The 13,343-nt window shown below is 62.7% G+C and carries 10 protein-coding genes; 6 read left to right on the top strand and 4 right to left on the bottom strand.

Features of this window, described 5'->3' with window-relative positions; genetic code table 11:
• Positions 1–92 precede the first annotated feature (92 nt).
• The 6 genes from LPC22_RS07670 to htpX all read left to right on the top strand — a co-directional run bounded on the left by LPC22_RS07670 (position 93) and on the right by htpX (position 8,614).
• Complete coding sequence (locus tag LPC22_RS07670) at positions 93–1,928, top strand: S1C family serine protease (protein WP_229133375.1); 1,836 nt, start codon at positions 93–95, stop codon at positions 1,926–1,928.
• Between the two features lie 173 nt (positions 1,929–2,101).
• A complete protein-coding gene (locus tag LPC22_RS07665) occupies positions 2,102–4,069 on the top strand; it encodes a heavy metal translocating P-type ATPase (protein ID WP_229133374.1) in 1,968 nt (655 codons plus the stop codon).
• A gap of 118 nt (positions 4,070–4,187) precedes the next feature.
• Entirely contained in the window at positions 4,188–5,654 is a 1,467-nt protein-coding gene (locus tag LPC22_RS07660; protein ID WP_229133431.1) for an FAD-dependent oxidoreductase, read from the top strand.
• Positions 5,655–5,825: 171 nt separating this feature from the next.
• Positions 5,826–7,007, top strand: a complete 1,182-nt coding sequence (locus tag LPC22_RS07655; protein WP_229133373.1) for an ImmA/IrrE family metallo-endopeptidase — start codon at positions 5,826–5,828, stop codon at positions 7,005–7,007.
• Positions 7,004–7,597: a DUF4411 family protein gene (locus tag LPC22_RS07650; RefSeq protein WP_229133372.1), complete on the top strand. Its 594-nt coding sequence runs from the start codon at positions 7,004–7,006 to the stop codon at positions 7,595–7,597. The genes LPC22_RS07655 and LPC22_RS07650 overlap by 4 nt, the downstream gene beginning before the upstream one ends.
• Positions 7,598–7,678: 81 nt before the next feature.
• Positions 7,679–8,614: a zinc metalloprotease HtpX gene (htpX, locus tag LPC22_RS07645; RefSeq protein ID WP_121913906.1), complete on the top strand. Its 936-nt coding sequence runs from the start codon at positions 7,679–7,681 to the stop codon at positions 8,612–8,614.
• A gap of 73 nt (positions 8,615–8,687) precedes the next feature.
• Here htpX and nagA read toward each other — a convergent pair whose 3' ends face one another.
• From nagA to LPC22_RS07625, 4 genes are read right to left on the bottom strand one after another with little or no spacing between them, the layout of a single operon-like run.
• Complete coding sequence (gene nagA / locus LPC22_RS07640; RefSeq protein WP_229133371.1) at positions 8,688–9,995, bottom strand: N-acetylglucosamine-6-phosphate deacetylase; 1,308 nt, start codon at positions 9,993–9,995, stop codon at positions 8,688–8,690.
• A 14-nt stretch (positions 9,996–10,009) separates the two neighbouring features.
• Positions 10,010–10,798: a glucosamine-6-phosphate deaminase gene (gene nagB / locus LPC22_RS07635; protein WP_121913908.1), complete on the bottom strand. Its 789-nt coding sequence runs from the start codon at positions 10,796–10,798 to the stop codon at positions 10,010–10,012.
• Entirely contained in the window at positions 10,795–11,901 is a 1,107-nt protein-coding gene (locus LPC22_RS07630; protein ID WP_229133370.1) for an ROK family protein, read from the bottom strand. Before LPC22_RS07630 ends, nagB begins: the two co-directional genes overlap by 4 nt.
• A gap of 6 nt (positions 11,902–11,907) precedes the next feature.
• Positions 11,908–13,212 carry an AGE family epimerase/isomerase gene (locus LPC22_RS07625; RefSeq protein ID WP_229133369.1) on the bottom strand — a complete coding sequence of 435 codons (1,305 nt, stop codon included), beginning with the start codon at positions 13,210–13,212 and terminating at the stop codon, positions 11,908–11,910.
• Positions 13,213–13,343 lie beyond the last annotated feature (131 nt).

Here is a 13,343-nt window from a genome sequence, read left to right as displayed (position 1 = left end):
GTCAGCCGGAAACAGCAAAAAGCGCGGGCGACGGGGTAGATTGACAAGCGTGACCGAATAGCAGGCAGCGGCATCGATCCGAAGGAGCAGAAATGGCTGAAGAGCACAAGGCCGACCCTTGGAGGGGCGGCGATGACGGTCAGTCCTGGCAGCCAAGCCACATCGAGCGCGGGGCCGCCGAGCAAGAGCAGGAGACGGGAGCCTCCACAGAACAGACCGACTCTGCTCAAGTCCCAGCGACAGAAGAAGGGGACCAGCAGACTCAGGCCTGGGATCAGAGGCCCACGACCCCTATTGCCATGCCTGGTGGCGATGCACAGTCCGCGACTACGGAAAACGGGTCGAATGGCGATAGCGGCGCCGGGGCTTCAGCCTCCGCCTCCAACGGCCCGACCACAGGGCAGGATGCGCCGACACAGCAGCAGTCTTACTATCGGCCTGCGCCCGAGTATGGTGCCTATGCACCCGCAGGTTCGCGCCCGTCTACCAACGACCAGGGTCAGCAGCAGCCCAATAATCAGGGGTATGTCTCCGGTCCTCAGCAGGGCTTCTTCGGACAGTACGGACAGCCCCGTCAGAATGCCGGCCAGAACCCCCAGGGTGGCGGGCCCTCCGGCCAGGGTCCCTATTCACCCTTCGGATCCGGCGGCCCCAATGGCCGGCCCGGTCCAGCCAACCACGCCGGCAGCAGCTTGAGCGGCACGGGCAAGTATGTCTTCACCGCCGTGGTGGCTGCACTAGTGGCCGCTGCCCTCATGCTGGGGCTGGGTTGGGCGGCACTGTCCAACGGATGGATCACTCTGCCCTCGTCCTCCTCACTGAACGGGGTATCCTCCAACTCCTCGGGCCAGGGCACAGCCAAGGTCCAGGGCGGGCAGGCTCCCGACTGGCAGGCCATCAGCAAGCAGGTCTCCGAGTCCGTGGTTTCTATCCAGGTGCAGACCAAGAGCGGTGTGGGGGCCGGATCGGGTGCGGTCTTCGACACCCAGGGCCATGTGGTCACCAATAATCACGTGGTCGATGGTGCCCAGGAGATCCACGTCACCCTCTCCAACGGGCAGATGTACACGGCCAAGGTGGTCGGCACCGATACCACGGCCGATCTGGCCATCCTCAGCCTGGATCAGGCGCCTTCCGACTTGAAGCCCGTGAAGTTCGCCGACTCTGAAAAGCTGGCCGTGGGCGAGAATGTCATGGCCATCGGCAACCCCCTGGGCTACGAGAACACGGCCACCACCGGCATCGTCTCGGCTCTGAACCGCCCGGTCTCGGTCATGGACGAGAGCAACAACAACCCCATTGTGACCAACGCTGTCCAGCTGGATGCGGCCATCAACCCCGGCAACTCGGGCGGCCCAACCTTCAACGCGGCTGGCGAGGTCATCGGAATCAACTCCTCTATCGCCTCCATGGCCTCCTCCAAGTCCGAGGCAGGATCCATCGGTATCGGGTTCGCCATCCCGTCCAACCTGGTCAAGCGGATCGCCGATGAGATCATCAAGGACGGCAAGGCCAAGCACGTTTCCCTGGGCGTTACCATTCAGAGCAGCACGGCCCAGGCCGATGGAGTCACCCGAGGCGGGGCCAAGGTCACCAAGGTAGTCTCCGGCTCCCCGGCCGACAAGGCGGGCATCAAGACTGGCGACACCATCGTGGCCTTCAATGGTCATGCAGTCAACAACAACTACTCCCTGCTGGGCTTCGTCCGGGCTGCCGCCTTCGGTGACTCGGTCAAGATCACCGTGGTCAGGGACGGCAAGACCTCCGAAGTGAACGCCACTCTGGACCGCGAGGAGCAGACCGTTCAGGGCAAGCCCAGGACCAACAAGAGGAACTCGGACGGCAGCGGTCAGGACGGCGACTCTGACCAAGGCGGTTCGGGCGACGACGATTCCATGGATCCCTTCCGCTTCTTCTTCGGGCAGTGATCCGGGGCTGACCCCTAGGGGCCGCATCCGTCAGATGACGGTCGCGGCCCCTTGTCATATCCGCCGTCCGTCGCTGGCGCTGGCGCGGTATAGGCTTGATATGTCAGGTGCAGAAGAGAGCCGTGATCCGGCTGCGGCTGTCGGGCAGACAAGTCCGGAGCGGGGAAGTGGTCATGTCAAGAATCCTAGGTTTCGCCAAGAAGGTCCCCATGCTCTGGGTGGTTCTGGCCTGCGGGCTGGCCATGGGCCTGCTCTGGCACCCCTATCGCCAGGCCGCCCAATGGCTGGTTGCGGCCCTGGTGGCCGTTTCGCTGGTGGACACCCTCAAGGGGATGATCGATGACGTGCGACATGGCCACGTGGGCGTGGATATCCTGGCTGTGGTCGCCATTCTCTCCACCCTGGCTGTCAAGCAGTATTGGGCCAGCTGGGCTGTGGTCCTCATGCTCTACTCCGGCGATGCCATCGAGCAGTATGCAGGGAACAGGGCGCAGAACAACCTGACGGTGCTGGTTCAGGCCGCCCCTCAGGTGGCCAATGTAGTCCAGGTAGACCTACCAGAGGGAGAGCATGGCCTCCCCAAGGAGAGCGACTGGAGCACGGTGGCGGTCGATCAGGTCCGCCTGGGCGACCTCCTGGTGGTCAAGCCCGGCGAGACTGTGCCCGTTGACGGCGAGCTGATAAGCCGCACCGCCACCCTGGATATGTCCACCATCAACGGTGAGCCCATGCCCCGCAGGCTCTACCAGGATGCCCAGGTCATGTCCGGAGCGGTCAACGGCTCGGGCACCTTCCTGATGCGGGCCCGGCAGCTGGCCCGTGATTCCCAGTATCAGCGAATCCTCAACCTGGTGCGTTCCGCCCAGAGCTCGCGGGCTGCAGTCGTCAGAACAGCCGACCTGATGGCAGTCCCCTTCACCGTGGTGGCCTTCATCATCGCCTGCGTGGCATGGATCATCTCCGGCGTGCCGACCCGGTTCGCCCAGGTTCTGGTCCTGGCCACTCCCTGTCCTCTGCTGATCGCCGCCCCTGTGGCCTACATGGCCGGGACCGGGAGGCTGGCCAAGGCGGGTCTGCTGATCAAAACCCAGGACGTGATCGAGAATCTGGGCCGGGTCTCACACATCTTCTTCGATAAAACCGGCACGCTGACCGTCAAACGTCCCCAAGTGGCCAAGATCGACCTGCCTGACGGCAGGGAGCAGAAGGTGGATACAGACCGGATTCTGGCCATGGCGGGCGCTGTGGAGGCCTACTCGGTCCACATCCTGGCCAACGGAATAGCTGAAGCCGGCGCCGCTGCCCAGGAGCGACTGCGGGCGCAGAGCAGTGACGAGATCCATCTGCATGCGCAGGAGGTTCAGGAGGACTCCGGCAACGGGGTCCAGGGTATGGTCGACGGCCATCAGGTCAAGGTGGGCAGGGCCCAGTTCGTGGCCGACGGGAATTCAAGTGATTCCTTTGGCCCCCTGGCGCCTGACGAGATGGCCTCCTACATTTCTATCGATGGGGTCCTGACCGCCAGAATCGTCATGAAGGACGTGCCCAGGTCGGATGCCGCCCAGACCATCGCCCAGCTGCGGGAGCTGGGGATCACCCGTCTCTCCATGGTTACCGGTGACAAGGAGGCCTCAGCCCGGATCATCGCCGACCAGGTGGGCATCACCGACGTGCATGCCGGTCTCTTCCCTGAGGACAAGGCCGATCTGATCGCCAAGGCCTCCAAGGAGGAGCCCAACCGACAGCCCCTCTGGGACATCTGGCTGTCCAAATTCCTGGGGGAGTCAGTGACCAAATCCATCACCGTGATGGTGGGGGACGGGGTCAACGATGCTCCGGTCCTGGCTGCCGCCGACGTGGGTATGGCCATCACTGACGGCACCACCACGGCTGCCTCTGAGTCCGCTCAGGCCGTAATCATGAATGACGACATCGCCTGTCTACCCAGGTCGATCACCATCGCCCGCAGAACCAAGCGGGTCATGCTCCAGGCGGTCATGCTGGGGCTGACCCTGGCCACGGTGGGCATGCTCTGCGCCGCCTTCGACCTGATTCCGGTGGTTGTCGGCGCCTTTACGCAGGAGGCCATCGATGTGGTTTCCATCCTCTGGGCCCTGACTGCGCTGATAGACCGGGACTGAGACCATTTCGCGACGCTTGGTGAAAGTCCCGGGGATGGAGCCCGACTAGCTCTGTTCCCGACCGACGCTTTGCGTTAGGCTGACAAGCATGAGCGATAATAATGTCAACGATTCCACCATGCCCGCACCGGCCCGCGGCGAGGAAGCCGGCTCCCCCCTGCGCGTGGCCGTCATAGGCGCGGGGCCTGCAGGGGTCTATGCCTCTGACATCCTGCTGCGGCAGCTTCGGGAGAAGGGTGCCGACCTGGGTCTGGGCGACCGGGCCCGCATTGATCTGTTCGAGAAACTGCCTGTTCCCTTCGGCCTGGTCCGTTACGGCGTGGCCCCGGACCATCCCAGCATCAAGTACATCGCCGGCGCCTTGGAGAAGACCCTGGATAACCCCGAGATCCATCTCTATGCGGATGTGGAGTTCGGCAAGGACATCAATCTCGATGACTTGCTTCAGCGCTACGATGTGGTCCTTTTCGCCACTGGCGCTGTTGATGACCGCCCCTTGGAGATCGCCGGGCACGAGCTTGATGGCGTTCACGGGGCCGCCCACTTCGTCGAATGGTATGACGGCTATCCCGACGCCGACCAGAACTGGCCCCTGGATGCCAAGCAGGTGGCCGTCATCGGAGGCGGGAACGTGGCCATGGATGTCTCCAGGATCCTGATGCGCCGGGCCGACGACCTGCTGGGCACGGACATCCCAGACAATGTTTACCAGGGGGTCCAGGGTAACAAGGCCCGCGAGCTGCACATGTTCATCCGTCGCGGTCCGGCCCAGGCCAAGTTCTCGGTCCAGGAGCTGCGCGAGCTGGAGAAGCTGCCCGGAGTGCAAATCGTCATCGACGAGGAGGACTTCGACCTGGATCAGGAGACCATCGATCGGGCCAGTGCCGACAAGCTGACCCGGCAGATGTTGGAGGAGCTCTTCACCATCAGGGAGATGGCCGAGGACATGGCTGAAGACGGCGGTGTCGACTTCGAGGGCAACCCTGCCGACCGCCGTTTCTATATGCACTTCTACCGGATGCCTGCCGCGATCATCGGCCAGGACGGCAAGGTGACCGGCATTCGCGTGGAGAAGACCAAGGTCACGCCCGTGGGCGCCATGGAGGAGACCAGCCAGTACGAGGAGTATCCCGTCCAGGCCGTCTACCACGCCATCGGCTACAAGCCAGCCGAGGTTCCCGGCATTCCTTACGACTTCTCTGGCTACACCCTCTCCAACGTCCACGGTCGCGTGACTACTGCTCCCGAGGGGCAGGACGGCCGACCCATCGACCGGCTCTACGCCACGGGCTGGGCCAAGAGGGGGCCCGTGGGCCTGATCGGGTCCACCAAGTCCGATGCCCTGGAGACCATCGGTAACATGCTGGATGACCTGGCTGCCAGCCCGTCTCGCGGCCGCTTCGCCCAGGACCGTGACGACGATTCGATTGATCGCTTCCTGGCTGACAAGGGCATCGAGCCCATCGACTTTGCCGGCTGGAAGCGGGTGGATGCCTATGAGCGGGCCGAGGGGGCTAAGGTCGGCCGCGAGCATATCAAGGTCATTGACCCCGAGCAGCTCCGTCAGCTTGCCCACGGCGAGTAGGCGATCGCTCTTAGGCCTGTGTTGACAGTGACAGGACCTGGATGAGGTTTATGAATCCTCGTCCAGGTCCTATTTTCTTAGTATTCAATACTGGGTGCTTACTGCAGACGGATGGGCCTCGCGTAGCTATCATTGTCATTAGAGCCCATCACGGAATCGAAGGAGCGTGACATGGCTAACCTGACTCTCTATCCGGCCACCCTCCAGTGGGCCGTTGAGGAGGGTGATGCCGATCCAGTGGCCCTGTCTCAGCGCCGAGGGCTTGGCCAGTTGCCGGATTGGCTGGAATCCAAGGAACCCGTGTCCGTATCCTTCAACAAGGTAGAGCAGCTCAGCAGGGCCCTGCATGTGCCCTTCGGTGCCTTGGTCCGGTCGGTTGTGCCCCAGCGTCGTTCTGAGCCTCTGGTTCGTTACCGGACCGTAGGCAACACGTCTGTGCAGCCCAGCAAAAACCTGCAGGACACCATCGATCAGATGCGGTTCAGGCAGGAGTGGGCCAGGGATGAATTGCTTGAGTCTGGCTTGGATGCCAACCCGCTGGTAGGTTCGGTGCGAGATGCCGAGCATGACGATGCCCTGGCTGATGCGCTTCGCTCCACCCTTGGGTTGGATGGGCGCTCTGCCTGGGAGGGCGGCAATTCCAGCGACCGTTTCCGCCAGCTCAAGGAACGGGCATCTGATGCGGGCATCATGATCATGCTCAACTCCCAGGTGGGCTCCGTGAGTTCTCGAAAACTGGATCTCCAGGAGTTCCGGGGATTCGTGCTGATCGACGACAGGGCCCCGCTGGTGTTCATCAACAGAAACGATTCCTTTGACGGCATGATCTTCACCTTGATTCACGAGGTGGGGCACGTCCTGCTGGGCACTCAGGAGCTCTTCGACGGCATCGGTGGCCAAGGAGACCGCAAGGCCACGGAGCGTGAGATAAACCGGGCGGTGGTAAAGGCCGTGATTGGTGATGAGCGCTTCCGGCGGCTCTGGCAGGAGAAGCTGGACGAGGGCAAAGAGCCGGCCGATGCCGCGGAGTCCATAGCTGACGACTTCCATCTGAGTGCCTTGGCCACGGGGATACAAGCCCATCAGTTCGGCTTGACCGGCGAGGATACGCTTGAGGAGCTGCGGGCACGAATGGATCGGCATCTTCAGGACAAGACCGCTCATCGTCAGGAGCGGGAGTCCCATGGTAATGGCAACAGGACCAATGCCTCCAGGGTTGATACCGGTTTCGTCCGCTTGATCAATGCCGCCATGGATGGGGGCAGACTGGCTCCGACTGAGGGCTTCGACCTGGTGGGGGTGCGTTCCCCGCAGTCTTATCAGGGATTGATTCGTGAAAAGAAGCTGATATGACCGCTACCCTCTACCTGCCTGATTCCAACATTTTCATCGCCTCCTACCGGCTCAACCATCCTTTCGACTACAAGGAGTTTCACCCCTTCTGGCGTTGGATGGAAAAGCTGGCTGAGGACAAGGCGATTGCCATGGTGGATGTTGTCTACGACGAGCTGGTCAACGAGCAAGCCGCTGATCCCGATATGCTGGATCTTTGGGTGCGTGCAGTGTTCAAAAGCCGCCAAATAAGTCATAAGGATGACAGGTATGCGCAGGTCTATGCGCAAATCCAGGATTATCTGGTCACCTGCGGGCATTACGCAGAAGAGTCACGCCAATGTTGGGAGCCAGAGGGCAAGGCGGATCCCTGGCTGATCGCCGTGGCCAAAGTCGAGGGAGCAGTCATCGTGACGGATGAGGCCCGGGTCCCGCTGCAACAGGGTCAGCACATGAAGAAAGAGCCCAAGATTCCTAACATCGCTGACCATTTTGGGGTGGAGACCATGAGCCTGCGTCGATTCTTCGATGAAAACGGGAGGTTGAAGAAAGCCCGGTATGTTCCTAAGTCTCGTGACAAGAAGAGCGGAGATCCAATCGTATTGTTCTGAGATGAAGAGGGGACATCGACAGTTTCATCTTTTCAGCGGTCGTTCAGCAAAAATTCAGCGGCATTGTCTACCATGGAACCCATGAATGGCAAGCTGAAGGTTCACGGACATTTCAACGGCCTTAAAACGACGCTTTTGTTCGCCCTTATGTGGGCCGTTATTATGCTCATCTGGTGGCTGACTGGCGGTCGCCAGGGGACGTTGGGCATCTATATCCTCATAGGCCTGGCCACCACTTTCGGGTCCTACTGGTTCTCCGACAAGGTGGCGATCGCCTCCATGCATGCCCGGCCGGTCAGCGAGCAGGAGGCTCCCGACCTTTATCGGATTGTCCGAGAGCTGTCGGGGAGGGCCGGCAAGCCCATGCCCCGCATCTACATCGCCCCCACCGACTCGCCCAACGCTTTCGCCACAGGCCGTAACGAGCGCCATGCTGCCGTCTGCTGCACCCAGGGGATCCTGCGCATCCTCAACGAGCGTGAGATCCGCGGAGTGCTGGGCCACGAGCTCATGCATGTCTACAACCATGACATTCTGACCTCTGCCGTAGCTTCGGCCATGGCCACAGTCATCACCTATCTGGGATACTCCCTCATGTATTTCGGCGGCGACAGCCGGGACAGGGATAACGATTCCGGCGTCTTTGGCCTCTTGGGCGTGCTAATCAGCTCGATTCTGGCCCCCTTGGGCGCCTCCCTGATTCAGATGGCCATTTCGCGCACCCGCGAGTATGACGCCGACGAGGACGGCAGTCGGCTGACTGGGGACCCGGCGGCTCTGGCATCGGCGCTGAACAAAATATCCTATGGGTCTCAGGCCGCGCCTATGCCGCAGACCGCCGGCACCCAGAGCGCCGCCGCCATGATGATCGAGAATCCCTTCTCTGTTCGAGGATTCAGCAGGCTCTTCTCCACCCATCCGCCCACCAATGAGCGCATAGCCCGCCTGATGCAGATGAGCCAGGAGATGGGGCAGACCCAGGTGAATTCCGGGCATGGAGCCCAGGTAGGGTATTGAGAGAGCAGCGGTCCGAGGCGTCCGCCTGCCCATAGCGGTGGTTCCTCCCCGCTGCTCCTTGGCTATCCGTGCTTTAGATCTGAATTCTGTGCCCGCTGCAGACCACGGTTTTGACGGACCAGTCGGTCGGGTTCAGGAGGAGAAGGTCGGCAGCATAGCCAGGTGCCAGAAGACCCAGCGGAGCATCGGTGATCGGGTTGGGGCGGTCAAGTCCCAGGGCCCGGGCAGGTGTCAGAGTGGCGGCTTCCACGGCTTGTGGGGCTGGGAGGCCGATGGCTTGGACGGCTCGGCCGACTGCCACATCCAGGGTCAGGGTTGAACCAGCGATGGCTCCGTTGGAGGTCAGGCGGGCGTGGCCGCCCTTCACGGTTACATCCAGGGAACCCAGCTTGTAGGCGCCGTCCTCGCAGCCGGTGGCTTCCATGGCATCGGTGACCAGGGCTACCCGATGGGGGAAGAGCCTGAAGGCCAGATCGACGCAGGGGTCCTGCACATGGAAACCGTCGTTGATCAGCTCGGCTGTGACTCGGCGGTCCTCCACGGCGGCCGGAATGGGCCCCGGCTGACGGTGGTGGATGCCGTTCATGGCGTTGAAAACATGTGTGAGTATGCGGGCACCGGCATCGAAGGCACGGCGGGTCTGGTCGTAGTCGGCATCACAATGGCCGACCGCAGGCACCACGCCGGATCCGGCCAGGCGGGATATGGCCTCGTAGCCGTGGTCGCGCTCGGGGGCCAGCGTCACTTGGCGTATGCAACCGTCGGCAGCTTCTAGGAGACTGTCGAGAACAGCGGGTTCAGGGTCGCGCAGGCACTTGGGATCGTGCGCCCCCTTACGGGAGAGGGCGATGAAGGGTCCCTCCAAGTGGGCGCCCAGTACGTCGGGTCTGGAGTCCATGACCCGCCTGACCGAGCGCAGATTGGTACACATCGTGTCGACCGGATTGGTGATCAGACTGAGCACCTGCCTGGTGGTTCCATGGATCATATGGCAGGCCCTGGCTGTGCGAATGGCCTCGTCACCGTCATCGAAGGAGTGAACCCAGCCGCCGTGCGAGTGGATGTCGATGAACCCAGGGGTGAGGATGAAGCCGGTCGCATCGATGAACTCCACACCGTCCGCATTCACGTCATGGTTATCGGATTCAGCTTGGAAGGAGGGCGGCAGGCTGGGCAGGCCAGCAGCTCGCAGTGCGGATTCCAGGCTCTCCCTGCCTTGTCCGACCTGTTCAATCCTGCCTTCCAGGGCCAGAATCCAGCTATCTTCCCTGATTCCTCGGGCGTCTATCAGTCTTGCGCCGGTCAGGACAAGGGGATGGGCCGGTCCATTCAGGGATGACTCGACCGCGAGCCCCGCCGACTCGTATGCTTCCTTGGACATGTTTGGTTTGCCTTCTAGATGGACTGCCAGTCAGGCTTGTTGGCATATGCCCACTTGTAGTAGTCGCGGTTGCGCAGGCGGGAGGCGGCGGCCTCGTCCACGATCACGGTGGCGTGGGGGTGCATCTGGAGAGCGGAGGCTGGGCAGAAGGATGATATGCCACCTTCCACGCTCTCCGCCACGGCTTCCGCCTTGCCGGCGCCGAAGGCCAGGAGGACCAGCTGGCGAGCCTTGAGGATGGTCCCGATCCCCTGGGTGATGCAGTGGGTGGGCACCTGGTCTATGTCGTTGTCGAAGAAGCGGGCGTTGTCGATGCGGGTCTGTTCGGTCAGGGTCTTGATGCGGGTGCCCGAGGCCAGGGAGGATCCGGGTTCGTTGAAGCCGATGTGCCCGTCGGTGCCGATGCCCAGGATCTGCAGGTCGACGCCGCCGGCATCCTCGATGGCCTGGTCGTATACCCGGCCAGCGTCCTTGATGGTGTCTAGGTTCCCATTGGGCACCCTCACCTTGGCGGGGTCCAGTCCCAGGGGTTCGACCACGGTCCGGTCGATGGTGGACCGATAGGACTGGGGGTGGGCCGGATCCAGCCCTGCATACTCGTCCAGGGCGAAGCCGCGTACCTGTGAGACGTCGATTCCCTCCTTGTGGACCAGATCGGCCAGCGCCTGGTATGCCGCCAGGGGACTGGAACCTGTGGCCAGACCCAGCACGCAGTCAGGCTTGCGCCGGATCAGGTCGGCCGTGCAGCGGGCGTAGATTTCGCCGGCTTCCTCCTGGGACTTGACGATGATGATTTCGGTCATGATGCGATTTCCTTTCCAATAAGGTCAGATGGGCGACTATCGACGGCCATGCGCCCTGCCAGGGCGGCGCCGATGGCTGCGATAGGCAGGTCGGCCGGGGCTAGACGCAGCCGGTCAGGCAGACTCAGCGAGGCAATGAAGTGGCTGCAGATCGCGCTCCTATTCAGATGCTCGGTGACCAGATCCAGCAGGGGCTGACCGGTTCTGCTCATGCCGCCGCCCAGGATGATGACTGCGGGATCGATGGTCAGGGCCACAATCTGTACGGCAAGGGCAATGCCATGGCCGATGATGTCCTCTACTTCCTGGGCACGCTGATTCCCCTGGTTTGCCTGGGCAATCAGGTCAGGCAGGGGGTGAGCGATTCCCGGCCAGAGGGCTTCTACCGCCGAGCCTGAAGCCACGGTCTCCAGACAGCCGCACTGACCGCACTTGCAGGGGAACTGGTGGGCATCCACCGAGATGTGGCCAATTTCGCCGATTGCCCCGCTGGCTCCGTGTTCGATCCTGCCTCCGCGGATGATGCCTGCTGCCAGACCGGTGCCTAGGTTGATGAAGGCCACCACGTGGTCATCCTGGTCGGGCAGGGCCCTGGGTTCGTCACGCCCAGGCTCTGACCCGGGGTGTCGGGCCTGGTCCCCGGCAGCCTGAGAGTGGGGTGTGGTTCCAGGGGCCATCAGAGTGTCGCCAGTCTGCGAGGCAGCTCCCAGAGCAGCGATGTTGACATCGTTCTCGACGCGGACGGGCAGACCGGTAGTCTTGGCGACGGCGGGGCCCAGAGCCATGTGGCGGATGCCCAGGTTGACCGCGTCATCCACCATCCCCCGATTGGCATCCACGCGCCCCGGGATGCCCAAGCCTACGGTGACCGAGCCCTGGTTTGGGCCCACCTGATCCAGCAGGTGGCGGATAAGTGTCACTGTGTCGTCATGGACCGCCTTGTTGCCCTCGCGCGTGGGGATTCGATGGCAGGCCAGCAGGTGTTCGTCACCATCCATGGCCACGCCCTCGATCTTGGTGCCGCCGATGTCGATTCCCAGGCTGATCGGGCCGGCCTGGACGCTATCTGTGTCCGCCCTGGGATGCGGGGTCGATGTTGCCATGAGGTTTCAGCGGGCCTGGCCCTGGTCCGTCCGTCCCTGTCCGCAGGCCTGCTTGATGGCTGTAGCGATGGAGACCGCCGGGTCGTTGTAGGGAATCAGGGTGGACTGGAAGGCGTGATAGAGGTCGGATTTGCCGGGCCAGACCGTGCCGATGACATGGTTGTCGGCATCCAGCTGATGCCACCAGGACCCGCCCTGGTGGTCGATCAGATAGTGGTCTACGTAGCTGCAGAAGGTGGCGTACCAGTTGGCATAGGTGGCCTTGCCGGTGGCTGCGTAGAGGGTGGACGAGGTGTTCAGGGCCTCGGCCAGGGTCCAGTGCATGCGGTCGTGGACCACCGGGCGGCCCTGCCAGTCCGTGGTGTAGACCAGACCTTCGGCTCCGTCGGCGGCCCAGCCATCCTCAACAGCCCTGGCGAACAGGTGCTCGGCAGCTTCGATATAGCGGCGGCGGTCGGCCTCCTGATCGAACTTGCTCAGGGCGTACTGGGTGATCAGCCTGGCCCATTCGATTCCGTGGCCCGGCGTGGCCCCGTAAGGCTTGAACTGGTCGGCCTTGTTGTCCTGGTTGTAGTCCAGGTCGGCCTGCCAGTCGCTGTTGAAATGCTCGGGAATGCGCCACTGGTTGTTCTCGGCCCAGCTGATGACCTGGTCGATGATGCGGCCGGCGCGCTCGCGGTAGTCCTCCTTGCCGGTGGCATCGGCCACGGCCAGGAAGGCTTCGGTGCTGTGCATGTTGGCGTTGAGCCCCCGGTAGGGGTCCAGCCGGGTGAAGCCGCTGTCCCAGGTGTCGACGGCCAGGCCCTTCTCGTCATCCCAGAAGTAGCGGTTGAAAATCTCCAGTGCCTGATCCAGCAGGGCCTGCCCGTCGGGGTCGCCAGCCAGCATGGCCGAGGAGGCAGCCAGGACTACGAAGGCGTGGGTGTAGCAGGACTTGCCGCTCTCGGGCTGGCCCTGCCAGGAGACCGAGGGGTACCAGCCGCCATGTTCGTCGTCGTGCAGGTTGCCCTGAAGGGCCTGAACACCACGGTGAACCAGTTCCGCCGCTCCCGGGTAGCCCAGGAGGCTGCCGATGGCGTAGACGTGGGTCATCCGGCAGGTGATCCAGGTCTGGATGCCCTGGTCGGGGTCGATGCTTCCGTCGTCATTGAGCCAGCCGGCGCCGCCCTGCTCAGTGGGGAACCCGCGCCCAAAGTCCAGGAAACCGTAGGTCTGCGAGGCCATGAAGATGCGGTTGGCCTCGTTGCCCAGCAGGTATCGGGGATTGATAGCGGACGGTGAGTCTCCCGAATGGTTCGATGTCGTGGTCATGGCGATCGCTCCTTTGCTCAGCGAGGGGATGCAGCTGTTTCTGGTATCTGTTCACAGCCTAACACGTAATTGTTAGGAAACTGAACTTTTTACTGGCAGCCCCCGTGGTCTTGTCTGCGATGCTATTGCGC

This window comes from Bifidobacterium mizhiense (assembly GCF_020884755.1).
Classification (GTDB): domain Bacteria; phylum Actinomycetota; class Actinomycetes; order Actinomycetales; family Bifidobacteriaceae; genus Bombiscardovia; species Bombiscardovia mizhiensis.
This window is presented reverse-complemented; position numbering and strand designations above follow the sequence as displayed.